The following is a 24,665-nucleotide window of genomic DNA, read 5'->3' on the forward strand; positions in this document are numbered from 1 at the left end:
GCCAGCTCCGAACCCGACCTACGCTGTACCCGTGCTCGCACCTCACCTGGCCGTCGTCGGCGGCGGACAGCTCGCCCGCATGATGCAGCAGGCCGCGATCGGTCTCGGTGTACGGATCCGGCTGCTCGCCGAAGGCCCCGCCGTGTCCGCGGCCCAGGTGGTGGTCGACCACCGCGTCGGTGACCACACCGACCTGGACGACCTGCGCTGGGTCGCCGGTGAGGTGCCGGTGGTGACCTTCGACCACGAGCACGTCCCTCCTGAGCACCTGCGCACTCTCGAGGCAGAGGGCCATGTCCCTCGTCCGGGCCCCCATGCCCTGCTCTACGCCCAGGACAAGGGCGAGATGCGGGTCCGGCTGAGCGTGCTCGGCGTGCCGTGCCCGTTGTTCGAGCTCCTGTCCAGCGATGTCGAGGAGGCGGTCGAGGAGCTGCTGGACTTCGGCTACCCGGCAGTGCTCAAGACGACCCGTGGCGGTTACGACGGCAAGGGTGTCTGGGTGGTGCACGACGAGGCGCAGGCCCGGGAGGTGCTCACCGAGGGGCGCGAGGTCCTCGCCGAGGAGCTCATCGACTTCCGCCGTGAGCTCTGCGCACAGGTGGCGCGCCGGCCGTCCGGCGAGATCGAGGTGTACCCGGTCGTCGAGTCACGGCAGGCCGACGGCATCTGCAAGGAGGTCATCGCCCCTGCGCCTGACCTGGATCCCGGGCTCGCCCAGCAGGCTCAGGACGTCGCCCGCACCGTCGCCGAGCAGCTCGACGTGACCGGAATGCTCGCGGTCGAGCTCTTCGAGACCGCCGACGGGCGCATCCTGGTGAACGAGCTGGCCATGCGTCCGCACAACACCGGTCACTGGAGCATCGACGGGGCCGCCACCAGCCAGTTCGAGAACCATCTGCGTGCCGTGCTCGACCTGCCGCTCGGCCCCGCGACCGCGCACCGGCCCTGGTCGGTCATGGTCAACGTGCTGGGCGGCGCGGTCCAGGACCTGCCGGCCCAGGTGCCCACGGTCCTGACGGCCGAGCCGTCGGCGCACGTCCACCTGTACGGCAAGGACGTCAAGCCCGGTCGCAAGGTCGGGCACGTGACGGTGGTGGGCGACGAGCTCGACGACGTGCTCGCCCGGGCGCGGCGCGCAGCGGACCTGCTGCAGGACGGCTGACGAGCACCCCTCTCATCGGTGCCTGCGCAACCGAAAGCCGGTCAGAGGCCCGCATCGGTGCGTGAGCAACCGAAAGAACGCTCATTCGGTTGGTCGCGCACCGATGACAGCGGGCGAGGTCAATAGGTTGCTCAGGCACCGACCACGGGAGGTCGCGTGCTGGATAGGATCGCGTCATGAGCGCGCAGCCACGGGTCGGGATCGTCATGGGGTCGGACTCGGACTGGCCCACCATGGAGGCGGCCGCCGGCGCCCTGCACGAGCTCGGCGTCACGTACGAGGCCGACGTCGTCTCGGCCCACCGGATGCCCGATGAGATGATCAGCTACGGCCGCGAGGCCCACGGCCGTGGGCTGGAGGTCATCATCGCCGGAGCCGGCGGGGCAGCGCACCTGCCCGGGATGCTCGCCTCGGTCACGCCGCTGCCGGTGATCGGTGTCCCGGTGCCGCTCAAGCACCTCGACGGCATGGACTCCCTGCTGTCGATCGTGCAGATGCCCGCTGGTGTCCCGGTGGCCACCGTGTCGATCGGGGGCGCCCGGAACGCCGGTCTGCTCGCGGTGCGCATCCTCGCCATCGGCGATGGTGAGCTCACCGAGCGGATGCTGGAGCTCCAGTCCGAGCTTGCCGAGATCGCCCGAGCCAAGGGCGCGGCCCTGCGCGACCGCTGAGCCCGGGGAGAGGTCCGGCCGGCGTCGACTCAGTACAGGCCGGCGGCGTAGTCGCGACCCTCGTAGTACGCCTCCACGTCCTCCAACGGCTGGTCCGAACGCTCCAGTGCGTGCGCGATGCGGGCTCGCTTGGGCACGGCGTCGGGATGCCACGTGTCGGGATCCCACAGCTCGGAGCGTAGGAAGGCCTTGGAGCAGTGGAAGAAGGTCTGCTCCACGGTGACCTCGCAGATCACCACCGGACGGTGGCCACGCACCACGAGCTCGTCGGCGTAGGGCGCGTCCTCGAGCAGGCGGGCCCGGCCGTTCACCCGCAGGGTGTCGCCCCGCCCGGGGATCAGGAAGATCAACCCCACGTGGGGGTTGTCGAGGATGTTGAGGAAACCGTCGGCACGGCGGTTGCCGGGGCGCTCGGCGAGGGCGATCGTGCGCGTGTCGACCACGTGTACGAGCGAGCCGGCCGGGTCACCCTTGGGCGAGACGTCGCACGTCCCGTCGGAGCTCGACGTGGCGACCAGGCACATCGGTGACTCCCGGAGCCACGTGAGGTGCGGTTCCTCCAACGTCGGACGGTCCTTGTGTGTTGCCCGGGTGGTGGGCGTGCCGAGGAGCTCGCGGAGTCGATCGACGTCGGTGATCTCGGTCATGGCTCAGGATAGGCACCCGCATCGACCGGAGGTTCGACCCGGGGTGGCATCATGACCGCCGCCGCGCGCGCCTATCATTGCTAGGAAGTCCTACTACCGTGTCTGGAGAGACCGTGAGCGACCAGTTCGTCTTGTCCGAGGAGCACCAGGCCATCCGTGAGGCGGTCCGCGCCGTGGCGGAGGCCAAGATCGAGCCGCACGCAGCGGACGTCGACGAGCAGGCCCGGTACCCTCGGGAGGCCCACGACGCCCTGGTGGCTGCGGATTTCCATGCCCCCCACGTGCCCGAGGAGTACGGCGGCGCGGGAGCCGACGCGCTCGCCACGGTGCTGGTGATCGAGGAGGTCGCGCGCGTCTGCGTGTCCAGCTCACTCATCCCGGCGGTCAACAAGCTGGGTTCACTGCCGATCATGCTCGGGGGTAGCGAGGACCTCAAGCGGCGCTACCTGACCCCCCTGGCCTCGGGAGAGGGTGGCTTCTCCTACTGCCTGTCAGAGCCGGACGCCGGATCCGATGCGGCCAACCAGAAGACCAAGGCCGAGCGCGACGGCGACGGCTGGCGGCTAGGTGGCGTCAAGCGGTGGATCAGCAACGCGGGCGAGTCGGAGTTCTACACCGTCCTCGCCCAGGCCGATCCTGACAAGCGCAGCAAGGGCATCACCGCCTTCGTCGTGGAGAAGTCCGACGAGGGCGTGAGCTTCGGTGCACCAGAGAAGAAGCTCGGCATCAAGGGTTCCCCCACCCGGGAGGTCTACCTGGACAACGTGTGGATCCCTGAGGATCGGATCATCGGTGACGTCGGCCAGGGGTTCACCATCGCGATGCAGACGCTGGACCACACCCGGGTCACCATCGCTGCGCAGGCCGTCGGCGTCGCGCAGGGTGCACTGGACTACACACTCGGCTACGTCCAGGAGCGCCAGCAGTTCGGGACCCCGATCGCGGACTTCCAGGGCCTGCAGTTCATGATCGCCGACATGGGCATGAAGGTCGAGGCGGCGCGCCAGCTCACGTACGCAGCCGCAGGCCGCAGCGAGCGCGGTGACGCCGACCTGACGTTCTTCGGTGCCGCGGCCAAGGCCTTTGCCTCCGACACCGCCATGCAGGTGACCCTCGACGCCATCCAGCTGCTCGGCGGCTACGGGTATACCCGCGACTACCCGGTGGAGCGGATGATGCGCGACGCCAAGATCACCCAGATCTACGAGGGCACCAACCAGGTCCAGCGCATCGTCATGGCCCGCCAGCTGTTGGCTGGGGTGCAGTCCCAGCTCTGAGCTGGACCGAGGCCAGAGCACGAGTCGGTCGGACGATCGACGTGCCGCTGAAACGCCCAAGATGAGCGGTTTGGCTCGCTTGATGAGCGCAGCCACCGGGACCTGCGCGCAATGCCTGGAGCGTCGGGTTCAGTAGGTTCGAGTCCAGTCTCGCCTCACCTGGGTCATCCTCCACCTCGAACGGACGGCCGAGACTGTGCCGACGTGCGCACGGTGGGACCGCCCGCGACCCACGCCCGGGACGACAGGTCCGACCTGCGAGCTCGGGGTGCGTCGTCCTGATGTGGATCCGGCGGGCGCTCCTCGCTGCCCGCCGCATGACGACGCGCCGTGCTTGCCCGTCTGCGTGCGTCGGGAGCTTCTCGGTTGTCCACTTCTGTGCATTGACAGTCGCAATGTGAACATGCACACTGCATAGTGAACAACGTGATCGGCATCTCATGTCTGATCGGAGAGGTGAAACGCTCAGTGACCGCACACCCACCCATGACGGAAGTCCTCCATGGAGCCGTGGACCTGCACTGTCATTCCGGCCCGAACCCGTTCGCCCGGGAGTTCGACCACGTCGAGGCTGCCCACGACGGAGAGCGGCTCTCCATGCGCGGCATCCTGGTGAAGTCGCACCACCACAACACCGTGATGGACCTGCTCGCCATGAAACGGGAGCTCGCCGAGGCCCGTACGCCGGTGTTCGGTGGAGTTGCGATGAACGCTCAGGTGGGCGGGATCAACCCATACGCGGTAGCCATGTCGTTGCGGATGGGGGGTCGCGCCGTATGGTTCCCGACCTTCTCGAGCCGATGCCACTGCGAGAACGAGCATCACGGGTTCCCGGAGTCCGAGTACGACATCCCCAACCAGATCATCGACGTCGTGGACGCAGACGGCAGGCTCGTGCCAGAGGCGCACGACGTGATCGACCTTGTCGTCGAGCACGATGTGCTGCTCTCAGCAGGACACGTCAAGCCGGAGGAGGCAGCGCTGATCTTCGACGCCGCGAGAGATCGAGGCGTGAGGAGGATGATCATCAGTCACCCGAACTTCGTCATCGATGCGGACCCGTCCACGTGCCGCGAGCTCGCCGACGGTGGTGTCTACATCGAGCACGAGGTTGGCATGTATGACCCGCAAGGGTTCCGCAAGTGGGACCCGGCGGGCTTGCTCGACTGGATCCGCACGGTCGGTCCGGATCGCACCGTGTTGTCCTCGGACCTTGGTCAGCGGGGGCGGCCGATGCCGGTCGATGCCTTTCAGCGCGTCGGCCGAGAGCTGTTGCAGCGCGGTCTCAGTGTCGCCGAACTGCGCCAGGTGACATGCAACAACGCCGCATTCCTGCTCGGCCTGGATGACGAGCGGCCGGAACCGGTGGGTTCATGAGCTCCGTGTACTCCGCCCACGACCCACGGTCGTCGCTGTCGCACGCCCAGGGCACGCCACGGGCCATGGGCGATGAGGTCCTGCCGATGCAGTACTTCGACTTCGGCGCCCTTGAGCCTGACGTGGTGTTCGGTGCGGGATCGTCGTCCTGGGTGGTGCGCGCACAGAACATCGTCCTCGTGCTCACAGACCTGCGCGCAGGCGACACCCTGGAGCGGCACGATGTCGACGAGACGATGATCCTGGTCGCGGAGTCAGATGAACCGGTGAGCCTGGAGTCCGGTGGGCAACGGCAGGATGTGGCAGCCACGACGATCGCGATCGCGCCCGGCGGCCAGCCCTCGCGCATCACCAGCAAAGGTGATGCGCGGATCGTAAGGCTCTTCGCCACCTCGGCGATCGACCTCGTCCAGGCGAGTCGCAACCGTGCTCTCTACGACCCTGCGCCGGACTCGGTCGCGTTGTGCGAGCCTTGGCCGCCCCCCAACGACCCCGGCCGTCTGCACGTCTACGACGACCTCGACTCGATCCCTGCCTCGCCGGATCGGATGGGCCGGATATTCCGGAACTGTCACGCCATGATGAACGTGCTCTACCCGAGAGTCGGCCCGCGTGACCCGAAGTCGCTCTCTCCACACGACCATGACGACTTCGAGCAGTTGAGCCTCGTCCTCGAGGGGCGGTACGTCCATCACATCCGTGCGCCGTGGGGCAAGGACCGCCTCCAGTGGCGCCCAGATGAGCATCGGGAGATCGGGACACCGTCCTTGGCGATCATCGCGCCGCCGCTCATCCATACCAGTGAGGCCATCGGTGAGGGCACCAACAAGATGGTCGACATCTTCGCCGGACCACGTGCAGACTTCTCCGCACGTGAGGGCTGGGTGCTCAACGCCGACGACTACCCAACTCCTGGCTGGGTCCGGTCATGAGCGCGCTGCACCGTGCTGGTGCCGATCTCCCCCGACCGGCCTGGGGAGCCTGGATCAAGTTGCCGGGAACCGAGAGCACCGAGATCCTGGCCCTGGCCGGGTTCGACTTCTGTGTCGTCGATCTCGAGCACACGGTGCTCGACCTCAGGCAGGTCGCGGCACACATCACGATCGGTTCCAGCCTCGGTCTACGCATGCTGGTGCGCGTTCCGGACCACACTCCGTCAACGATGCAGCGGCTGCTCGACTCCGGGGCACACGGTGTCGTCGCACCGCACGTCGACCACCCAGATGCCGCCGATCACGTAGTGAGTGCCAGCACCTTTCCTCCCCGCGGGACCCGTGGTTCCGGAGCGACCTCGCGAGCCGGCGAGTTCGGTCACCGCCCCCGTGCTGCCTACCTGGCGGCCGCGCCTCTCGTGGTCGCCCAGCTGGAGAGCGTCGCGGCCGTGCGTGCTGCCGCTGAGATCTCTGTGGTTGACGGCCTCGGCGCCACATTGCTCGGGCCCGCCGATCTCGCACTCGACCCGGCCCGGCCCGAGCTCGAAACCTCGGCTGACATTGCCGCCGCGGTCGTGGCGGCAACACATGCGGCAGGACGGCTTGCCGGAACCGCCTGCCCTGCCGAGAGGGCGGCGCAGGAAGCAGGCCACGGATTCGACTTCCTGGTCTGTGCCAACGACTCGACCTTGATGGCGAGCGCTGCGCGCGAGGTCATCGCCTCGCTGCGTGACGTCACGGGGGCGCCCGCATGACCACGACCGAGGAGGACGTCATGAGTGATACCGCGATGCGGTTCGACGGCGTGGGCAAGGAGTACGCGAACGGCACCGTGGCCGTCGACGGCTTCGACCTTGCCGTGCGCGACGGGGAGTTCGTGTCCATCGTCGGCCCAAGTGGGTGCGGCAAGAGCACCATCTTGAAGCTCATCATGGGACTGGAGTCCGTGACCTCTGGCTCGATCGACTATCGGGCCGAGGCAGCCACCGATGCCGCGATGACCGGAATGGTGTTCCAGCAGGCCCTCCTGCTGCCGTGGCACACGGTTCTGGACAACGTTCTCGTGCCCTCGGCTCTCGAGGGGCGGACGAAGAAGCGTCGCGACCGGACCCGGGCTGCCGAGCTCGTGCAGATGCTTGGACTGGAGGACTTCAGCAACCGGTACCCGTTCGAGCTCTCCGGTGGGATGCAGCAACGAGTCGGGATCGCCCGTGCGCTGCTGCACGACCCGCGGATCCTGTTGATGGACGAGCCGTTCGGCGCACTGGATGCGATGACCCGCGACCAGCTGACGATGGAGCTGCTCGACATCTGGGACCGTGATCGCAAGACCGTTCTCTTCGTCACCCACAGCATCTCGGAGTCGGTGCTCCTGTCTGACCGCGTGGTCGTCATGACACCGCGACCCGGCCGCATCGCGGAGGTCATCGATGTCGACCTCCCGCGTCCTCGCACGTTGGAGACGATCAACACGCCCGGCTTCGGTGACGTCGCGCGTCGCATCCGAGCCGTGCTCGACAGCGCGGAGGTCACGGCATGAGCGTGGACAGGATGTCACCGACGGACCCGCCCATGGTTGCGACGGACGGCAGCGACCCGGGCATGCGGGAGGTCCGCCGCGAGGCAAGCAGTCGGGATCGCAGGCGTCAACTGGCCGACCTGCCCGGATCGCTGCTCGCCACCGGTGCGGTCATCATCTTGTTGTCGTTGTGGGAACTCATCGTCCGAGTCCTCGACGTCTCGGTCATCGTTCTTCCTGCGCCGACACGAATCGCGGTGGCGCTCTGGGACGGTCTGGTCCACGGATCGCTGCGCGAGCACACGTGGGTGACGTTGCAGGAGATCCTCGTGGGATTCGGCATCGCCGTCGTCGTGGGTCTCCTGGCTGCTGTTCTCATCAGCTCCTCGCGGCTGGCCGAGAAGGCCTTCCTGCCCATCATCATCGTGCTGCAGACGGTTCCGAAGGTTGCGCTCGCACCACTGTTCCTCGTCTGGTTCGGCTTCGGCATGGAGTCCAAGATCCTCACGACGGCACTGATCGCGTTCTTTCCGATCCTGATCAACGCCACGCTCGGCTTCAACTCCACGAGCACCGAGCAGATCAACATGATGAAGTCCTTCGGTGCCACCAAACGACAGATCCTCACCCATCTGCGGTTCCCGACGGCCGTCCCCAGCATCATCGCCGGTCTCGACGTCGCGGTGATCCTCGCAGTGATCGGAGCGATCGTCGCAGAGTTCGTCGGCGCCCAAGCAGGTCTGGGCTACGTGATCATGGCGAGCAACACCTCTCTCGACGTCGCGACGATGTTCGCTGTGCTGGTCATCCTCTCCACGATCGGACTGGTCCTGCACTACGCCGTCGTCCTGCTCGGCAAGCGGCTTGCCTTTTGGTCCGAGGACCAGAGAAGCCGAGCTGCTGCGTCCTGACCGTCCACCCCCAACTCGAGGAAGTCTGATCATGAGACCCACCCAACGACCCCTGGCTGCGGCAGCGGCCACCCTGATGGCCAGCCTGTTCCTGACTGCGTGCGGATCGGGGTCCGGTGACGGCGATCGGGAGGTCTCCATGACCGTGGCCACGCCCACGTGGAATCCCGGTATCGCCAGTCTCGCGGTGTCCCAGGAGATGGGCTATTTCGACGAGGAGGGTCTGGACATGGAGATCGTCCTGACGGACTCTGCGACGACACAGTTCACCCAGATCGCCACTGGCAAGGCGGCGACCGGCGCCGTGAGCCCGGAGCCGTTGATCATCGGCCATCAGGACGACAAGGACATCGACCTCAGCCTGTACATGTCCTACTACGCCAAGAACATCTACGGTCTCCAGGTGCCGGAGGAGTCCCCGATCCAGAGCATCGATGATCTTGAGGGCACGACGGTCGGTGCCATCTCCCTGTCGAGCGTCTCGGTCACGCAGCTCAAGGTCGCCCTCCAGGAGGCCGGAGTCCCGGAGGACTCTGTCGACTTCGTTGCCATCGGCACGGGAAGTCAGCAGGCCTCTGCAGTCGAACGCGGTCAGGTCGACGCCTTGGCGCTGCTCGACACCTCCTTCCAGGTGCTGGCGAACCAAGGCATCGCCCTGCGGGAGGTGGAGGTTCCAGGCGCTGCGGATCTGACGGCCGGTGGTCTCGCCGCTCCCACAGGGGATCTTGAGGACGATCGTGACCTGCACATCAAGATTGGTCGGGCCGTCGCCAAGGGCGTCGTCTTTGCAGAGGCCAACCCTGAGGCGGCAGTCCGACTGCTGTACTCCGCCCATCCTGAGGCCAAGCCACAGGGACTGGGGGAGGAGCAAGCCGTCGAGAGCGGAGTCAAGGTTCTTCAGGCGCGTCTGGCCAACCTGGGCATCGAGGAGGAGAGCACGGAGTATGGACGTTTCGACGAGGCCGCCCTGCAGGCCAACGTCGACTTCCTGGAGACTTCCGGCGAGATCTCGCGCAGCGTGCCGGTGGAGGACTTCTACGACGACAGTCTGCTCGAGGAGATCAACGACTTCGACTTCGATGCCGTCCGTGAAGAGGCGAGGAACGGCAATGGTTGAGCGTCATCACGTGGCGGTCGAAGCCGCGGACCTGGACCCTGCGGCGGCCTACCGCCTGCTGACAGGTGTCGTCGTGCCCCGCCCGGTTGCATGGATCACGAGCCGTGATGCCGAAGGCGTGCTCAATCTCGCGCCGTTCAGCGCCTTCACGATGGTCTCCAATGACCCACCGATGGTCGGGGTGAACATCGGTCGACGGGCTGGGCGCCTGAAAGACACGGCGGCGAACATCGAGACGTCCGGCGAGTTCGTCGTGAACATCCCTGACTGGACGATGCATGAGCAGGTCCACGAGAGCTCGTGGCCTCATCCCTCGACGGTAGATGAACTGGCTGAGCTCGGGCTGCGAACCGTGGACAGCGACGTGGTGAAGGTGCCACGACTCGCTGATGTGCCGGCCTCGCTGGAGTGCCGGTTCGACCGGTTCGTGAGCTTCGGGCGGGCCGGTTCGAGGTTTACGGTCGGTGAGGTGATGCGCTTCCATGTGGCAGAGGAGCTGTTGGTCGACGGCAAGATTGACACGGCGGAGCTGGACCCCACGGCCCGTCTGGCTGGCCCGACGTACGGACGCATCGGCGCGACACAGACCCTTGCACCGGTCCCGACGACCATCATGGCGGTCCGCCAGACCCCGTGACATGCGTGGCGGTGAGCGACGCGAACGCGGGTGTGCGCCATGATGTCTCTTCAGCCCTGCGAACGATGAAGGGAGCCGACCATGTCCAGCACGGTGGACATCCAGGCGGTGGACCGGGTGGGTCGGATCCTGGCGCTGTTCGGTCCTGGCCGGGAGACGGTCAGCAGTGCCGAGGCCGCGGACCTGATCGGCCTCAACCGGACCACGACCTACCGGTACCTGGCGTCACTGGTCGCGGCCGGGATCCTGGAGACGCGACCGGACCGCACCTACGGACCCGGCCCCACACTCATCCAGCTCGGCTCGTTCGCCTTGGGGCGCCAGAACATCCTCGACCTGGCGCCTGAGCCGATGTCGGCGCTCGCCCAGGCGACGCGGATCACGGCAGTGCTGTCGCTGTGGGGCGCCTCCTCGCCGGTCGTGGCACACGTGGAGGAGAGTTCCCAGCGCGAGATCGTCGTCACTGTCCGTGTCGGGATGCACTTGCGCAGCCAAGCGGCGCAGGCGATCGTATTCCAAGCCTTCTCCACCGATCCTCGTGTTCGTCGAGCGTTGCGCTCGTTGCCGGCGGAGGAGCGTCGAGCGGTCGAGCGGGAGGTGGATGCGGTGAAGGAGTGCGGGTTCTCGGGTCAGGTGAGTCCTCGTGGAATCGCCGTGCTCGCCGTCCCGGTGTACGACGACAAGCAGATGGTCGCCTCCTTGGGCCTGCTCAGTACGCGTGATGTCCTCGACGTCTCCGGCGACTCCCCGGAACTCCCACAGCTGCAACGGGCAGCCGACAGCATCTCCTTTGCGATGGGGCAACGAGAGGGAACGTGAGGTCCTCAGTCGGCCGGAAGGCCGTCCGGGGTGCACAGGTCGCCGATGCTGCCGGTGCGGTCCTTGGCGATGAGGTCGAAGACCTGGCTGCTGCGTTCAGGGTCCCAGCGGACCGAGAAGTCCGCCACAGGCACGGTGCAGCTGAGTCCTCCGTCGCCCATCGCGCCGCGCAACGCGAGCGCGAACTTCACGATGTCGTAGGGGTTCATCTCCTCGCCGACGACGACGGACGAGGCGGCGCCGGAGTTGACCCCCCAGTAACGCACCGGGTTGATGAACGTCCAGGGGGAGGCGACTCCTGAGGCGATGCCGCCCATGACCTCCCGCTGGTTCTGCACCCGCTGGATGTCCCCGGAGTCGTACGCCTTGCGGACGCGGGCGTAGGCCAGGGCGGTCTCGCCATCGGCGTCCTGGCAGCCGGCCTGCACGTCGAGCTTGGCGTCTGAGTCCTTGACGGCTTCCTCGGGGCAGATCTCGACGCCACCGACCGCGTCGACGACCGACTCCAGGCCCCCGAAGCCGATCTCGACGTAGTCGTCGACGCGGATCCCGGTGTTCAGCTCGATGGTCTGGGTCAGCAGCTCGGCGCCCCCGTAGGCGTAGGCAGCGTTGATCTTGGCTGTTCCGTGGCCGGGGATCTCCACCATCGAGTCACGCGGGAGCGAGAGCATGATGGACGGGCCGGCGCCGGAGTGCAGGAGCATGATGGTGTCCGTGCGGCCCCGATCGCCGTCCTCGCGGTCGTCCGTGCGGCTGTCGGAGCCGACCAGCAGGAACGTCGAACCCCGCTGGTTGTCAGGTCGGTCACCGTCAGGAGCGGCGTCGGTCTTGGACATCGTGGTGAAGGCGTACAGGGGGGTGGCCACGAGGAAGATCAGCCACGCGGCCAGGAGCAGCATCACCATCCGTGCCGGTCCGAGCTTGCGCTTGTTGCGCGGGGCGCGTCCACCGCCGGACGGCCGGCGGGCCGCTCGATGCCCCGGTGGGGGAAGGTTGGGCGGCGGCAGGTCCGATCCACTCGGTCGCGGCGCGGCCGGAGGAGTGTTCGAGCCTCCGTACAGCCAGTCGTAGTCGCCGCCCTGGTTCGCCATGAGCACGACCGTATCGGAACGACGGCGCGACGATCCCACCTCTCCGGCGTGTCGCGACGCGACCTCGACCTCTGGTCGAGAGTTCTGTGTGACGATCGAGCACGACCTTCACTTCTTCCCCAACGGCTGGCGACCCAGCCACCGACCCAGTGAGGACGACATGAGCGACGACGGTTCCGACCGCCGCCCACGGCCCGGCGCCCCCGCCGGAGCCGAGCGACGCCGGCCCGGCAACACCCAGCTGGCATCCGATCGCGTCCAGTTCCGGCGTGCGCTCACGCTCACCTTCATGACCTTGGTGATTCCCGGGTCGGCCCAGCTCGTGATGGGCAACCGGCGGGTGGGGCGCATCGCGGTGCGGATCTGGTTGGCCTGCCTGGCCCTGGCCGCCGTCGTCGTACTGCTCGGGATGACCTCGCGCTCCAGCGTCTTCGCCCTGGTCACGAGTCCGACCTTGCTGTTCCTCGGCAGGTGGCTGCTGGTGGCGGGGGCCATCGCGTGGGTGCTGCTGCTGCTCGACGCCTGGCGGCTGGGCCGCCCGCTGCAGCTGAACCGAGGCCATCGACTGTGGATGACCGGCGTCAACGCGGCGCTGTGCCTCGGCACCGCGGGCGTGCTGTTCTTCGCCGCCCACCTCGTGAACGTCCAGGGCGGCTTCATCGGCACGGTGTTCGCGTCCTCGACCAGCTCGGACCCCACCGACGGCCGGTACAACGTCCTGCTCCTGGGCACCGACGAGGGCGACGGGCGCGACGGTATGCGCCCGGACTCCCTGCAGGTCGCCTCGATCGACAAGGACACCGGACGCACCGTGCTCATCGGTCTGCCGCGCAACCTCGAGAACGTGCCCTTCCCGGACGGGTCGGTCATGGACGAGGAGTTCCCTGACGGCTTCGACTGCGACGGCTGCTACCTCAACGCCGTCAACACCTGGGCCGACGACAATGCGGACAAGTTCGGGGCGGACACGTCCGACGAGGACTCCCCGGGCATCGACGCGACGATGGGGGCGGTCGAGGAGATCACCGGCCTGAAGCTCAACTACTACGCGCTGGTCAACATGGAGGGCTTCAGCAGGGTCATCGACGCCGTCGGTGGTGTCGACGTCAACGTCCGCGAGCGCACAGCCATCGGCGGCATCGGCTCACCCATCTCCGGCTACATCGAGAAGGGCAAGCAGCGGCTCGACGGGGAGCACGCACTCTGGTTCGCCCGCAGTCGCGTCGAGAACGACGACTGGTCGCGCATGGGGCGTCAGAAGTGCCTGATGAGCGCCATGGTCGAGCAGCTGGACCCCAAGACGGTCCTGATGAACGTGCAGAAGATCGCCGACTCCGGCAAGGCGCTCCTGACCACGAACATTCCCTCCGGTGACCTGAACGTCTTCATGGACCTGGCACTCAAGGCGCGGACGCAGAAGATCTCCAGCGTCTCGCTGACGCCGCCGGTCATCTACACCGGCAATCCCGACTACGACAAGGTCAGGAAGATCATCGCCGAGAGCATCGACAAGGCGGAGGGCAACGCACCCAAGCCCTACGGCATCGAGCGAGCCAGTCTCGAGCAGGTCTCCCACGCCGACCCGGAGGCTCCCGCCAAGGACCCGCGCAAGGCCAACCAGGCCAGTGACGTCGCTGCGGCGTGCTGAGGCGTGACTCCCAGACGGTGCCCGGATCGCGAGGTGTTGGATTGATCGGGAATACTGGGCAGTCGCAGAGCCCCAGCCCAAGGAAGCCGATGACGCGACGTCGCGCCAAGCTGCTCAGCCGCGGTCAGGACGCCGACGTCCTGTCGCCACGGTTGCGCTTTCGTCGCGCCATCGCACTGGTGATCCTGTCGGCAGCGGCGCCCGGCTCGGCGCAGGTGGCGGTCGGACGCCGTCTGGTCGGCTGGATCGGTCTGCTGCTGTGGGGTGCGGTCATCGGTGTGCTCGTGGCGACGGCCTGGCGTTTCCGCGACGACCGGGCCGGACTGATCGGCATGGCCACCGACTCCACGGTGCTCATGGTCGCCCGGATCGGCCTGGTGGCCTTCGTGGTCATCTGGCTGGCCTACCTTGCCGACGCGTTCCGCCTGGCCAAGCCGTTCGCGCTCCCGGCCTGGCGGGCCGGCGTCGTGGTCATCCTCAACGTGGCGTTGCTCCTCGGTGTCGCGGGTACCGCCGCCTACGCCTCGCAGCTCGCTGGAGTCCAGCGGAGCGTGGTCAACGAGGTCTTCGCCGAGAAGGAGGTCAAGCAGCCTCTGGAGGGTCGCTACAACATCCTGCTGATCGGCTCGGACTCCGGTGACGACCGCGACGGCATCCGCCCCGACTCCCTCACGGTGGTCAGCGTCGACGCGGACGACGGGGATGCGGTGTTGATCTCCCTGCCCCGCAACCTGCAGAACGTGCCGTTCCGCGAGGACTCGCCGATGCGTGAGATCTACCCCTACGGCTACAACTGCGGTGGCGAGTGCCTCATCAACGCCGTCCACACCGAGGGTCGTCAGCATCCGGAGCTGTATCCCGACGCCGACGATCCCGGCCTCGAGGCGACGATCGACGCGGTCGAGGGCTCCACCGACCTCACGATCAGCTACTACGTCATGGTGAACCTGAGAGGTTTCGAGTCGCTGGTGGACGCCGTCGGCGGCGTCGAGATCGACGTTCCCACCCGGTTGGCCAAGTTCGGCCTCGAGGACGCCTGGAAGCAGGAGTACCTGGAGGCCGGCAAGCAGAAGCTGAACGGCGAGGACGCCCTCTGGTACGCGCGCAGCCGGGTGCAGTCCGACGACTTCACCCGTATGGGCCGCCAGAAGTGCCTCATGGCGGCGATGCTGGACCAGATGAGCCCGCAGAAGGTCCTGCTCAACGCCACCGACATCGCTCGCTCCAGCGAGCAGCTGCTGTCCACCGACATCCCGGCCGCCGAGCTCGGCCCGTTCGGAGACCTGGCCCTGAAGTCACGAGACCACTCGATCACCTCGGTCTCGCTCGTCCCCCCGGAGGTCAACGTCGCCGCACCGGACTGGGACGAGGTGCACCGGATGATCCGGGTGGCCATCGGCGAGGAGGACGAGCCGGAGGAGACGACGCCGACCCCGGCGGCCACCACCGAGGCCCCGTCGCCCTCGATCCCGGACCAGCAGGACGACCTGCAGGAGGAGAACCGGCGTCAGGCCGAGGCCAACAACGCCGACGACCTGAGCGAGACCTGCTGACCGGTCAGTGACTCCGCTGGTAGGCCCTGATCACCTCGTCGGGCTCGCCGTCCATCATGAGCTCGCCCCGGTCGATCCAGATCACCCGGTTGCACGTGTCGCGGATCGACTGCATGGAGTGGCTCACCAGGAAGACGGTGCCGGCATGGTCGCGGATCTCGCGGATCCGGTCCTCACTGCGCTGACGGAACCGTTGGTCGCCGACGGCCAGTGCCTCGTCGACGATGAGGATGTCGTGGTCACGAGCGGTGGCGATGGCGAACTTGAGCCGGGCGGTCATGCCGGAGGAGTACGTCCGCATCGGTAGGTCGATGTGCTCGCCGATCCCGGAGAACTCGACGATGTCGTCGTAGCGTTCCTCCACCTCCTGCCTGGTCAGGCCCAGGGCGAGACAGCCCAGGATGACGTTGCGCCCACCGGAGAGGTCCTTGATGAGCGCGGCGCCGACTCCGAGCAGGCTCGGTCGCGAGGCGGCGTGGACGACCCCTCGGCTCGGGGGAGTGAGCCCGGCGATGGTGCGCATGAGCGTCGACTTGCCCGACCCGTTCGCGCCGATCACACCGATCGAGTCCTGCTCGTGCGCGGTGAGGGAGACACCTCGCAGTGCGTGGACCGTGCGGATGGAGCGGGGGCGCCGCTGCAGGAGGCGACGCCCCGCGTCCGCGCCGGTGGCGCGCTGGCCCGTGGCGAGCACCTGGTACTCGACGTGGACGTCGTCGACGACGACCGATGGTGTCTCGGTCCGAGTGCTGTTCCCGGTGGCGGGTTGCCAGTGGTCAGTCGGTGCGGCCATAGCGCTCCTCGGCGATCCAGAAGAACACGACGCCGACCACGAGTGAGCCCAGTGACCACAGGGTCGCGTAGGCCCAGTACTCCGGGCGGCTCATGTGGTCGGGACCCTGCAGCAGGATCCCGCGTGCCAGGGAGAGGAACTCGTGGACGGGCTGCAGGTCGGCCACCGTCGAGATCCAGCCACGGGCCCCCAGGCGCTCCTCGATGCTGTAGAAGACCCCCGAGGTGTAGAAGAACAGCCGGGAGATGAACGGCAGCAGGTGGGTGAGGTCTCGCAGGTGGACCGTGAGACGAGCGGTGATGAGCGTCAGTCCGGTGTTGAACAGGGTGAAGAGCACGACGAGGGGGACCAGCAGCAGCCACTGCGGCCGGGGCCAGTGCCCGAACAGCACGGCTGCCGCGAGCATCATCGCCAGCATCGGCAGGAACTGCAGGAAGCGCTGGGCCACCAGGGCCAGTGGCAGGGCCATGCGGGGAAAGCTCAGGCTCTGCACGAGCGCGGCGTTGCCGGTGATCGACTTCGCTCCCGTCGTCAGGCAGGTGGAGAAGAACTCGAACATGAACACGCCGACGACGAGGAACGCGATGAAGTCGTCCACGTCCCGGCTCGTCTGCAGGACGAAGCCGAAGACCAGCCCGTAGACCCCGGCGTTGAGCAAGGGGCGCAGCACCAGCCAGCCGGTGCCGAGCCGGTTGCGTCCTGTCTCTGCCTCCACGCGGAACCGGGCCAGCGAGGTGATGAAAGCACGCCGCCGCCAGACCTCGGCCAGGTAGGTGCTGAGCGACGGGCGGCCCCCGACACGGCGCAGACCGGCGAGCGCGGTGTCGTCCGCAGGACCCATGGGAGACCTCTCGTCGTGGGGTGCGGCGACCGGTGCTGTGGGGGCGGGTCCCGCGGTGGGCGACGGTAGGCGGGCTCCGTTAACGGATCAGGGCGTGTTCCTGAACGGCGATGTTCCGCAGGGTGTCCGGTGTGCCGCCCGTGACGAGCACCAGGGAGCCCCCGCCGAGGAGCAGGTCCACCAGGAGCCTGGCGTCCTGGGCGAGGGTCTGCGGCTCCACCAGGACTCGCTGGCCGAGCGCAGTGGCGTCGTTCAGCAGTTCGGCGTGCGTTCCGGAGAGACCGTCGACGTCGATCGCCTCCGTCTGCGGTGCGGGTGGGTCGAGTGGCACGAAATGGTCCCCGTGGCCCGGCACCTCGGCACCGATGTCCAGGAACCCCGGGGGAGGGTCGGGGAACCGGGCCCCGAGGGGGCGCAGGGACGCCGCGACGCGGTGCTCCTCCTCGGCCTGCAGGTCCGGTCCGCTCAGGCCGATGTCTGCGGCGGTGTCGACGACCGTGGCCCCGACGGTCCAGGCGGCGAGCAGCCAGACGTGGCGCAGCCAGTGCGACGGCAGACCGATCCTGATCCTGGTGCCGGGCTCGGCGTCGAGCTCGTCGACGAGGAAGTTCGCCGTCTTGGCCACCCAGTTCGACGTGGTGACGGCGCTGAGCTCCACGCGCTCGCCGCTGGTGCGGTCATCGAAGGTGATGAGCGGTTGCGCGGGATCCGCGACGCGGGGCAGGAGGTCTGCGAGAGTGGTCACGTCGTCATGGTGTCACCGGGGCAGACACGCACACTGAGGGGCCCACGAGACGTGCGACACGCCGATGATCGCGCCGATTGTGGAATTTCGGCTTGACGTGTGGCAGAGACAGGCGTGTAATTACCGGCATGTCATTCGATCTGGGTTGGCCACTGGAGCAGGACGAAGAGCTCATGTGGCAGGAGCGTGCCCTCTGCGCCCAGACGGACCCTGAGGCCTTCTTCCCCGAGAAGGGCGGGTCCACGCGTGAGGCCAAGCGAGTCTGCCTCACGTGTGACGTCCGTGGGGAGTGCCTCGAGTATGCCTTGGCGCACGACGAGCGCTTCGGCATCTGGGGTGGTCTGTCAGAGCGTGAGAGGCGCAAGCTCAAGAAGCGCGCCTGACGCCCGCGGGGCTCTGCAGGACCGGTCTACTAGGCTCGGCCCCCATGGACGACGTCGAGGAGGAAGTGCGCCCTTGGCTGTCCGCACCTCCCACGGTGGGTGCGGTTCTCGTCGCCCATGACGGAGCCACCTGGCTCCCCAAGGTGCTGGAGTCCTTTGCCGGGATGGATCATGCGCCCACGGCCTGGCGTGTCGTCGACGTTGCGTCCACCGACGACGGTGCCGAGCTGTTGCGTCAGTCCTTCGGCGCGGATCGGATCCAGTACGCACCGTCCGGCACGGGGTTCGGCGCGGCAGCTGCTCTCGGCGTCGCCGCGCTACCGGCCACGGACTGGATCTGGTTCCTGCACGACGACGCCGCGGTCGATCCCGATGCGCTGGCCGGGCTGCTCGACGTCGCGACGACGGCCGACGACATCGCCGTCGTCGGCCCCAAGATCCGCGAGTGGCCGTCGCTGCGTCGCCTCCTCGAGGTCGGCCTCACGATCACCAGCACCGGGTCTCGTGAGACCGGGCTGGAGACCGGCGAGCCGGATGCCGGCCAGCATGACTGGCCCCGCGACGTCCTGGCCGTCAACACCGCCGGGATGCTGGTTCGCCGCGACGTCTGGGAGGAGCTGGGCGGGCTGGACCGCGCCCTGCCGCTGCACTTCGACGACATCGACTTCGGCTGGCGGGTGGCCAGAGCCGGGTACCGCACCCGCACCGCCCCCGGGTCCGTGATCTTCCACGCCGAGGCCAGCCGGCGACGGACCCGTCGTCGCAGCGCCGGAGACCCGCCGACGTGGGACACCCGGCGGGCGGCGATGTACACGGTGCTCGCCAACACGTCCGGACCCCGCTTCGTGTGGGCCTACCTGCGGCTGTTCCTCGGCACGGTGCTGCGTTTCCTGGGGTTCCTGCTGGCCAAGGATCCGGAGTCCGCAGGCGATGAGCTCCTGGCTCTGCGCGCTGTCTATACCCACCCGCTCGACCTGCGTGCCGCCCGACGCGCGAGGGCCGCCAGCAGCGTGCGGTCCCAGCGTGAGGTGCAGTCCCTGCTGGCACCCTTCTGGTTGCCGTACCGGCACGGCTGGGACGCGTTCCGTGGGATCGTGGCGGCGCTCGTGCGGCCGGAGACGATCGAGACCACCGGACGACGCTCCACGCTCGGGTCGGGTGACCCGGACGACGCTACCGATCTCGACGACGGTCCACCGCTGTGGCGCCGACGCCCCTGGCTGGTCACCGTGCTGGGTCTGCTGGTGGCCTCGCTCGTCGCCGGTCGTGACATGTGGGGCGGCGGGGGCGGGACGTCGTTGCTCGGTGGCGCGCTGCCGCCGACGCCGGACGGGGCCGGGCAGTGGTGGGCGTTGCTCCTGGAGCGAGGGCACGACGTCGGCCTCGCCAGCACGACGTTCGCCCCGGTCTTCGCCGGGCTGCTCGCGGCGGTGGCCACGCCGGTGTGGTTCGCTCCGGGGCTGGTCGTCACCGTCCTGATGCTCCTGGCGGTCCCACTCGCCGGGCTCAGCGCGCACCGGTTGGGTCGCATCATCAGCGGCCACCGCGGACTGCGCATCGTGTGGGCGGTGACGTACGCCGTCAGCGTCGCGGCGATCGGTGCCATCGCCCAGGGCCGGATCGGCACCGTGGTGGCGCTCGTCGTGCTGCCGATCATCGCCAACACGGCACTGCAGCTGCTGGAGAGGCCCGGGTGGCAGATGGGCCTGCGGCTCGGCATCTGGATGGCGGTGGGGGCGGCGTTCGCCCCGGTCGTGCTGCCGCTGTGCCTGGTGGGACTGCTCCTGCTCGCCGTGGTCGAGCGTGGACTGGGCCGTCCTGTCGCACTCGCCGCCGTGACCTCGTGCGTGCTGCTGGGGCCGTGGGTCGTGCAGCGAGCCCTGCACCCGTTGCGCACCTGGTGGGAGGCCGGCTACCCGGTCCCCGGTCAGGGTGCCGGCGCGCTCGAGGCCCTGTACCTGCTGCTCGGCCGTGCCGGAGGACCGGGTCAGGCGCCGGCCTGGCTCGGGGCAGGTCTGGTCCTGCTCGCGGTCCTCGCCCTGCTGCCGCGGGCCACGAGGACCGCGGTGCTCGTGTGCTGGTTCGTCGCCGTCGTCGGCCTCTGCTTCGCCGTGCTCGGCAGCCTGGTGACCTTCAGCGTGCCGGGTGGGTCCGCCCCGATCACACCGTGGGTCGGCGTCCCGGTGGCGGTCTGGATCCTGGGGCTGGCCACGGCCGTCCTCGTCGCGGCACCGGAGTGGGCCGGACTCGCGCGTCCGGCCGTCGTGGGCCTGCTCGTCCTGGCGTTGCTGGCTCCGGTCGGGTCGGGCCTGTGGTGGGTCGTGCGCGGCTCCGACGATCCGCTCGATCGCGCTCGTCCGGACACCGTCCCGGCCTTCCTGTCCGAACGGTCGGGGGACACTCTTGTGGTCGCAGGCACTCTCGCCGAGGGCGTGGACGTCCGTGTCGTCCGGGGAGCCGGGCCGGTGCTCGGCGAGGAAGCGCTCCACCCCGATCCGCAGCGACGCGACGAGCTGGTCGCAGCGGCCGAGGGGCTGCTCTCCAGCGCCTCACCCAGCCACCTGCGTGCCCTGGCCGACCTCGGGGTCGAGTCGGTCTACGCGCCGGACGTCGACCCCGTCGTCGAGCAGCGGATCGATGCTGCCTCCCAGCTGGAGCCTGCCGGGAGCGACCGGCCCGGCTCGCGCGTCTGGACGTTGTCGTTGGAGGCCGAGAGCCACGAGGCGCAGGCAGGCATCTGGCGCACGGGCTTCGGCGTCCTGCAGATCATGGTGTGGCTCGGCGCGATCATCGCCACCGCACCGGTGCGACGTCGCGACGATGCCCGCCATGACGAGGAGGTGCGGGCATGAGCAAGCGCCAGCGTGATGGCATGAGTGAGCGGGAGCGAGTGCGTCGGCACGACGTCGGGCGGCCGCACTCCTGCGGTGGCTCCTCGGGGGGCGTGGTTGCATGAGGCGCCTCACCCTGGCGGCCCTGCCCGTCGTCGCTGTCCTGCTGCTGGCGCTCGTCGCCGTGGTGCCCGCCACCACTGACCAGGCCCGGGAACCGCGCCCCGTGGAGGTCGACCAGACCAGCTACGCCTGCGTGGCCGGGGCCGGGCACACCATCGCCGCCACACAGGTCGAGCCGGGCGACGAGGCGCAGGCCATCACGCTGCCCGACGGGGACGAGGTCGGCGACCTGCAGGATGCGAGCAGGTACCGCGCCGCCAGTGTCCGCGCCGCCGATGTCCTCGTGCGACAGAGCGGTCGGGCCTCCGGCGCCGTGGGACACACCGCCGGCACGCAGGACGGCAACTTGTTCCTCGGCGCATGCCCCGGCATCGTCGATGAGGCCTGGTTCACCGGGCTGGGGTCCACCACGCAGCACGGATCCATCCTCGTGCTCACCAACCTGGCCGACGTCCCCGCCGTGGTTGACCTGAGGCTGTGGGGCCAGGACGGCGAGATCGATGCGGTGGACAGCGAGGGTGTCGTCGTCGAGCCGCGATCCACACGACGTCTTCGGGTCGCCGACCTCGCGGCCGGCGAGGAGGACGTCGCCGTCGCCCTGCAACGTCGCCGAGGAGCCTTGTCCGCCGTCGTGGACGACGGTTCACCGCACGGGCGGAGCCTGGTGCCCGCGGCGGCCTCGCCAAGCAGCAGGGTGCAGATCGGGACCTTGCCGGCCTCCGGCGCCGCACGGGTGCTCCGCCTGGTCAACCCGACCGACTCCACGGCACGGGTGGCCGTCGCGGCGCGGGGGACGGAGGGCACCTTCGTGCCCGAGGGCCTCGACGAGGTCGAGGTCGGTGCGGGGCAGACCAGCGTCGTGGAGCTGCCCGCCGCACTGGGCGAGACGCCCGTCTCGCTGGAGCTCTCGGCCTCTGCGCGCATCACCGGCGACGTGCAGACGGTCGGTCGTGACGACGCCGCGGTGACTCCCACCGTGCAGCCCTGGAGCGGCCCCGCGGTCGTCCCGTTGCGGCTCGGCGGACCCGAGCTCGACTCGGTGGTGCTGACGGCGCCGTCGGCCGAGGCTCGAGTCAGCGTCGAGGCGTTCGACGAGCAGGGGCAGAGCGTCGCGGAGACGCGCGTCGAGGTCGGCGAAGGCTCGAGCGTCGAAGCCGACCTCGGCGACGTGCTGCAGGCCGATGACGCCGCCTACCTGGTGCTGCGGTCCGAGGGCGGTGTGCTGGGAACGGCCAACTACTCCGCCGCAGGCGGTCTGGCTGCACTGCCGTTGACGGCCGCGCCCGTGACGGCGCAGGGCCCCGCCGTGCGGTGGGGAGCGCCCAGTCGTTGAGGGCGAGCCGCCCTCAAGGCCGCGGGTCGATGTCCTCGGGGGAGACTTCCCAGGCCTCGGCCAGGTACTGCAGCAGCACGCCCCAGACAAGATCCTCGAGCTGTTCGGCGGTGTCGCACCGTTGCGTCATCGGGAGCCGGTAGAGCAGCACACGGTGTCCCGACCCGGAGCGGACGACGGCGCCGTGGGGGATCGGATCGTCCCAGCCCGCCGGAAGGAGTGGGACGTCCTCCACGACGACGTCGACGTCCTCGGGCTCGGCGGCGAAGTGCTTGTCGAGCGCCGAGACGACACCGGCGACCAGCAGGTCGAACCGCTCGCGCGGGGTGCGGTGGACCGGGACGCTCGTGGCCGACAGCGGGCCGGGCAGCGCGACGGGCCCTCGCAGCCCGCGGCCCCGTCGAGATCGCATGCGCCCGGGGCGAGGGCCGCTGACGGTGCCGCCCAGGTGTCCCATCCGTTGCTTCACACGGTGAGCCTAACCGGGCGGTGACCGTCTCGCGGATACCCTCGCTGCCGTGGGTTCGATCAGACGATGCACGCGGTCCGCGTGCTCACAACGGGCGGTGGCCACGCTGACGTACGTCTATGCGGACCAGACGGCCGTGCTGGGTCCGTTGGCCACGGCGGCCGAGCCACACACCTACGACCTGTGCGCCGAGCATTCCCAGAGACTCTCGGCCCCGCGCGGCTGGGACGTGCTGCGTCTCGCACCGGACCCGTCGACCCTCGAGCCGACCCATGACGACCTGCTCGCGCTGGCCGATGCCGTACGTGAGGCCGGTCGGCCTCGGCGCCCCGACCCCGAGCAGTCCGCGCCTGCCCTGCGCCTGGTGCGCGAGCCCGGGTCGGAGGACCGCTGATGCATGCCCGGCTGCGGGAGATCGTCAAGGCCTACGACGTGCGTGGCCGATCGCCCGGGCAGCTCGACGACGACGTGGCGCTGGCGCTGGGCGCGGCGTTCGCGGAGGAGACCGGCATCAGCCAAGGGCGTGGGAGGGCGGTCGTCGGGCGCGACATGCGCGCGTCGTCCCCGGACCTCGCCGCCGCGGTCACGGCCGGGATCGTCTCGCGCGGGGCGGGGGTGATCGACGTCGGTCTGGCCTCCACGGACCTGCTCTACTGTGCCTCCGGGGCGCTCGACGTTCCCGGGATCATGATCACGGCGAGCCACAACCCGGCGGGCGACAACGGTCTGAAGCTGTGTCGTGCCCAGGCGCGGCCGATCGGCTTCACGTCCGGGCTCGCAGCCATCGCCGAGCTCGCCTCGCCGATGCTTGACCAGCCGCCGGAGCAGGCCGCCGGCGAGGTCGAGGAGCTGGACTTCCTGGCCACCTACGTCGAGACGCTCCTGCGGCTCGCACCGGTGTCCGGGCGACGCCTGAAGGTCGCGGTCGACGCCGGCAACGGCATGGCCGGGCACACCGTCCCGGCGGTGTTCGCCCGCCTCGACGTCGAGCTCGTCCCGCTCTACCTCGAGCTCGACGGCACCTTCCCGCACCACGAGGCCAACCCGCTGGACCACAGCACCCTCATCGACCTGCAGGCCGCCGTGAGGGAGCAGGGCTGTGACGTCGGACTGGCCTTCGACGGTGACGCCGACCGGTGCTTCGTCGTGGACCAGACAGGAGCCGTCGTCACCCCTTCGGCGATCACTGCCCTGGTGGCGGCACGTCACCTGCAGCGTGAGCCGGGGGCGACGGTGCTGCACAACGTCATCTGCTCACGAGCCGTCCCGGAGATCGTCTCCGAGCACGGCGGGAACCCGGTCCGCACCCCGGTCGGACACTCCCTCATCAAGGCGGAGATGGCGCGTACCGGGGCGGTGTTCGGGGGAGAGCACTCCGGACACTTCTACTTCCGGGAGTTCTACCTCGCCGACTCCGGGATGCTGGCCGCCCTGCACGTCCTCGGTGCCCTCGCCGAGACCGACAGCACTCTCGCCGACCTCATGGCCGAGTACAGCCGGTACACGGCCTCCGGTGAGATCAACAGCCGGGTCGACGACGCCGACGCAGTCATCGAGGAGCTCTCACGCCGCTACGCGGACCATCGCCAGGACCGCATGGACGGACTGACCGTCGAGGCGGACACGTGGTGGTTCAACGTCCGGGCGTCCAACACCGAACCTCTCCTACGGCTCAACGTCGAGGGCGAGGACGAGGCCACCATGGCTCGGGTGCGCGAGGACGTCCTCTCCCTCGTGCGCGGCTGACCCCGCTCTGGTTCACCGAGGGAGCCGGTCCCGCTGTATC

General features: G+C 68.9%; 24 protein-coding genes. 18 read left to right on the forward strand and 6 right to left on the reverse strand.

What is annotated here, in order from left to right:
• Window positions 1–31: 31 nt before the first annotated feature.
• On the forward strand, window positions 32–1,162 hold the full coding sequence (locus tag ACEVFP_RS06315; protein ID WP_375002795.1) for a 5-(carboxyamino)imidazole ribonucleotide synthase: 1,131 nt from the start codon (window positions 32–34) through the stop codon (window positions 1,160–1,162).
• A 176-nt stretch (window positions 1,163–1,338) separates the two neighbouring features.
• Window positions 1,339–1,833, forward strand: a complete 495-nt coding sequence (purE, locus tag ACEVFP_RS06320; RefSeq protein WP_375002796.1) for a 5-(carboxyamino)imidazole ribonucleotide mutase — start codon at window positions 1,339–1,341, stop codon at window positions 1,831–1,833.
• Window positions 1,834–1,862: 29 nt separating this feature from the next.
• On the opposite strand, the gene ACEVFP_RS06325 is transcribed toward purE, so the two are convergent.
• The gene (locus tag ACEVFP_RS06325) at window positions 1,863–2,480 is read right to left on the reverse strand and encodes an MSMEG_1061 family FMN-dependent PPOX-type flavoprotein (protein ID WP_375002797.1); all 618 of its coding nucleotides are present in this window, start codon (window positions 2,478–2,480) and stop codon (window positions 1,863–1,865) included.
• A 113-nt stretch (window positions 2,481–2,593) separates the two neighbouring features.
• Here ACEVFP_RS06325 and ACEVFP_RS06330 point away from each other — a divergent pair, with 113 nt between their 5' ends.
• From ACEVFP_RS06330 to ACEVFP_RS06370, 9 genes are all read left to right on the forward strand, one after another.
• Window positions 2,594–3,757, forward strand: coding sequence for an acyl-CoA dehydrogenase family protein (locus ACEVFP_RS06330; RefSeq protein ID WP_375002798.1), 1,164 nt, complete (start codon window positions 2,594–2,596; stop codon window positions 3,755–3,757).
• A 510-nt stretch (window positions 3,758–4,267) separates the two neighbouring features.
• Window positions 4,268–5,134, forward strand: coding sequence for a DUF6282 family protein (locus tag ACEVFP_RS06335; RefSeq protein ID WP_375002799.1), 867 nt, complete (start codon window positions 4,268–4,270; stop codon window positions 5,132–5,134).
• Window positions 5,131–6,066 (forward strand): hypothetical protein, encoded by a 936-nt coding sequence (locus ACEVFP_RS06340; protein WP_375002800.1) that lies wholly within the window; start codon window positions 5,131–5,133, stop codon window positions 6,064–6,066. Before ACEVFP_RS06335 ends, ACEVFP_RS06340 begins: the two co-directional genes overlap by 4 nt.
• A complete protein-coding gene (locus tag ACEVFP_RS06345) occupies window positions 6,063–6,821 on the forward strand; it encodes an HpcH/HpaI aldolase/citrate lyase family protein (RefSeq protein WP_375002801.1) in 759 nt (252 codons plus the stop codon). The genes ACEVFP_RS06340 and ACEVFP_RS06345 overlap by 4 nt, the downstream gene beginning before the upstream one ends.
• A gap of 20 nt (window positions 6,822–6,841) precedes the next feature.
• Window positions 6,842–7,606, forward strand: coding sequence for an ABC transporter ATP-binding protein (locus ACEVFP_RS06350; RefSeq protein WP_375002802.1), 765 nt, complete (start codon window positions 6,842–6,844; stop codon window positions 7,604–7,606).
• Window positions 7,603–8,496 (forward strand): ABC transporter permease, encoded by an 894-nt coding sequence (locus ACEVFP_RS06355; RefSeq protein ID WP_375002803.1) that lies wholly within the window; start codon window positions 7,603–7,605, stop codon window positions 8,494–8,496. The genes ACEVFP_RS06350 and ACEVFP_RS06355 overlap by 4 nt, the downstream gene beginning before the upstream one ends.
• Before the next feature lie 31 nt (window positions 8,497–8,527).
• Window positions 8,528–9,613, forward strand: a complete 1,086-nt coding sequence (locus tag ACEVFP_RS06360) for an ABC transporter substrate-binding protein (RefSeq protein ID WP_375002804.1) — start codon at window positions 8,528–8,530, stop codon at window positions 9,611–9,613.
• Between the two features lie 10 nt (window positions 9,614–9,623).
• Window positions 9,624–10,250 carry a flavin reductase family protein gene (locus tag ACEVFP_RS06365; protein WP_375002805.1) on the forward strand — a complete coding sequence of 209 codons (627 nt, stop codon included), beginning with the start codon at window positions 9,624–9,626 and terminating at the stop codon, window positions 10,248–10,250.
• An 81-nt stretch (window positions 10,251–10,331) separates the two neighbouring features.
• Window positions 10,332–11,069: an IclR family transcriptional regulator gene (locus tag ACEVFP_RS06370; RefSeq protein ID WP_375002806.1), complete on the forward strand. Its 738-nt coding sequence runs from the start codon at window positions 10,332–10,334 to the stop codon at window positions 11,067–11,069.
• A 5-nt stretch (window positions 11,070–11,074) separates the two neighbouring features.
• Here the strand turns inward: ACEVFP_RS06370 and ACEVFP_RS06375 are convergent, their stop codons facing one another.
• Window positions 11,075–12,160 carry an LCP family protein gene (locus ACEVFP_RS06375; RefSeq protein WP_375002807.1) on the reverse strand — a complete coding sequence of 362 codons (1,086 nt, stop codon included), beginning with the start codon at window positions 12,158–12,160 and terminating at the stop codon, window positions 11,075–11,077.
• 88 nt (window positions 12,161–12,248) lie between these two features.
• On the opposite strand from ACEVFP_RS06375, the gene ACEVFP_RS06380 reads away from it, so the two are divergent.
• A complete protein-coding gene (locus tag ACEVFP_RS06380) occupies window positions 12,249–13,808 on the forward strand; it encodes an LCP family protein (RefSeq protein WP_375002808.1) in 1,560 nt (519 codons plus the stop codon).
• 89 nt (window positions 13,809–13,897) lie between these two features.
• Window positions 13,898–15,361 (forward strand): LCP family protein, encoded by a 1,464-nt coding sequence (locus tag ACEVFP_RS06385; RefSeq protein ID WP_375002809.1) that lies wholly within the window; start codon window positions 13,898–13,900, stop codon window positions 15,359–15,361.
• Window positions 15,362–15,365: 4 nt separating this feature from the next.
• Here the strand turns inward: ACEVFP_RS06385 and ACEVFP_RS06390 are convergent, their stop codons facing one another.
• From ACEVFP_RS06390 to ACEVFP_RS06400, 3 genes are all read right to left on the reverse strand, one after another.
• Window positions 15,366–16,154, reverse strand: a complete 789-nt coding sequence (locus tag ACEVFP_RS06390; protein ID WP_375002810.1) for an ABC transporter ATP-binding protein — start codon at window positions 16,152–16,154, stop codon at window positions 15,366–15,368.
• Window positions 16,138–16,995 carry an ABC transporter permease gene (locus tag ACEVFP_RS06395; protein ID WP_375002811.1) on the reverse strand — a complete coding sequence of 286 codons (858 nt, stop codon included), beginning with the start codon at window positions 16,993–16,995 and terminating at the stop codon, window positions 16,138–16,140. The genes ACEVFP_RS06390 and ACEVFP_RS06395 overlap by 17 nt, the downstream gene beginning before the upstream one ends.
• A gap of 79 nt (window positions 16,996–17,074) precedes the next feature.
• Window positions 17,075–17,740, reverse strand: coding sequence for a TIGR03089 family protein (locus ACEVFP_RS06400; protein WP_375002812.1), 666 nt, complete (start codon window positions 17,738–17,740; stop codon window positions 17,075–17,077).
• Window positions 17,741–17,868: 128 nt separating this feature from the next.
• On the opposite strand from ACEVFP_RS06400, the gene ACEVFP_RS06405 reads away from it, so the two are divergent.
• The 3 genes from ACEVFP_RS06405 to ACEVFP_RS06415 all read left to right on the forward strand — a co-directional run bounded on the left by ACEVFP_RS06405 (window position 17,869) and on the right by ACEVFP_RS06415 (window position 22,410).
• Complete coding sequence (locus tag ACEVFP_RS06405; protein WP_375002813.1) at window positions 17,869–18,123, forward strand: WhiB family transcriptional regulator; 255 nt, start codon at window positions 17,869–17,871, stop codon at window positions 18,121–18,123.
• A gap of 44 nt (window positions 18,124–18,167) precedes the next feature.
• Entirely contained in the window at window positions 18,168–20,975 is a 2,808-nt protein-coding gene (locus ACEVFP_RS06410; RefSeq protein WP_375002814.1) for a glycosyltransferase family 2 protein, read from the forward strand.
• Window positions 20,976–21,075: 100 nt separating this feature from the next.
• A complete protein-coding gene (locus ACEVFP_RS06415; protein ID WP_375002815.1) occupies window positions 21,076–22,410 on the forward strand; it encodes a DUF5719 family protein in 1,335 nt (444 codons plus the stop codon).
• A gap of 13 nt (window positions 22,411–22,423) precedes the next feature.
• Here ACEVFP_RS06415 and ACEVFP_RS06420 read toward each other — a convergent pair whose 3' ends face one another.
• Window positions 22,424–22,879, reverse strand: coding sequence for a metallopeptidase family protein (locus tag ACEVFP_RS06420; RefSeq protein WP_375002816.1), 456 nt, complete (start codon window positions 22,877–22,879; stop codon window positions 22,424–22,426).
• 49 nt (window positions 22,880–22,928) lie between these two features.
• On the opposite strand from ACEVFP_RS06420, the gene ACEVFP_RS06425 reads away from it, so the two are divergent.
• Together ACEVFP_RS06425 and ACEVFP_RS06430 are read left to right on the forward strand one after the other, a co-directional pair.
• Window positions 22,929–23,273, forward strand: a complete 345-nt coding sequence (locus tag ACEVFP_RS06425) for a DUF3499 domain-containing protein (RefSeq protein ID WP_375002817.1) — start codon at window positions 22,929–22,931, stop codon at window positions 23,271–23,273.
• Window positions 23,273–24,625, forward strand: coding sequence for a phosphomannomutase/phosphoglucomutase (locus ACEVFP_RS06430; protein WP_375002818.1), 1,353 nt, complete (start codon window positions 23,273–23,275; stop codon window positions 24,623–24,625). The genes ACEVFP_RS06425 and ACEVFP_RS06430 overlap by 1 nt, the downstream gene beginning before the upstream one ends.
• Window positions 24,626–24,665: the final 40 nt, after the last annotated feature.

This window comes from Aeromicrobium sp. CTD01-1L150 (assembly GCF_041951745.1).
GTDB lineage: Bacteria > Actinomycetota > Actinomycetes > Propionibacteriales > Nocardioidaceae > Aeromicrobium.

Bases quoted from the DNA above. Each gene is read 5' to 3' on its own strand.
- purE (WP_375002796.1), top strand. From the start codon at position 1,339: ATGAGCGCGCAGCCACGGGTCGGGATCGTCATGGGGTCGGACTCGGAC.
- ACEVFP_RS06325 (WP_375002797.1), bottom strand. From the start codon at position 2,480: ATGACCGAGATCACCGACGTCGATCGACTCCGCGAGCTCCTCGGCACG.
- ACEVFP_RS06340 (WP_375002800.1), top strand. From the start codon at position 5,131: ATGAGCTCCGTGTACTCCGCCCACGACCCACGGTCGTCGCTGTCGCAC.
- ACEVFP_RS06345 (WP_375002801.1), top strand. From the start codon at position 6,063: ATGAGCGCGCTGCACCGTGCTGGTGCCGATCTCCCCCGACCGGCCTGG.
- ACEVFP_RS06350 (WP_375002802.1), top strand. From the start codon at position 6,842: ATGAGTGATACCGCGATGCGGTTCGACGGCGTGGGCAAGGAGTACGCG.
- ACEVFP_RS06355 (WP_375002803.1), top strand. From the start codon at position 7,603: ATGAGCGTGGACAGGATGTCACCGACGGACCCGCCCATGGTTGCGACG.
- ACEVFP_RS06360 (WP_375002804.1), top strand. From the start codon at position 8,528: ATGAGACCCACCCAACGACCCCTGGCTGCGGCAGCGGCCACCCTGATG.
- ACEVFP_RS06370 (WP_375002806.1), top strand. From the start codon at position 10,332: ATGTCCAGCACGGTGGACATCCAGGCGGTGGACCGGGTGGGTCGGATC.
- ACEVFP_RS06375 (WP_375002807.1), bottom strand. From the start codon at position 12,160: ATGGCGAACCAGGGCGGCGACTACGACTGGCTGTACGGAGGCTCGAAC.
- ACEVFP_RS06385 (WP_375002809.1), top strand. From the start codon at position 13,898: ATGACGCGACGTCGCGCCAAGCTGCTCAGCCGCGGTCAGGACGCCGAC.
- ACEVFP_RS06390 (WP_375002810.1), bottom strand. From the start codon at position 16,154: ATGGCCGCACCGACTGACCACTGGCAACCCGCCACCGGGAACAGCACT.
- ACEVFP_RS06395 (WP_375002811.1), bottom strand. From the start codon at position 16,995: ATGGGTCCTGCGGACGACACCGCGCTCGCCGGTCTGCGCCGTGTCGGG.
- ACEVFP_RS06405 (WP_375002813.1), top strand. From the start codon at position 17,869: ATGTCATTCGATCTGGGTTGGCCACTGGAGCAGGACGAAGAGCTCATG.
- ACEVFP_RS06410 (WP_375002814.1), top strand. From the start codon at position 18,168: ATGGACGACGTCGAGGAGGAAGTGCGCCCTTGGCTGTCCGCACCTCCC.
- ACEVFP_RS06415 (WP_375002815.1), top strand. From the start codon at position 21,076: ATGAGGCGCCTCACCCTGGCGGCCCTGCCCGTCGTCGCTGTCCTGCTG.
- ACEVFP_RS06430 (WP_375002818.1), top strand. From the start codon at position 23,273: ATGCATGCCCGGCTGCGGGAGATCGTCAAGGCCTACGACGTGCGTGGC.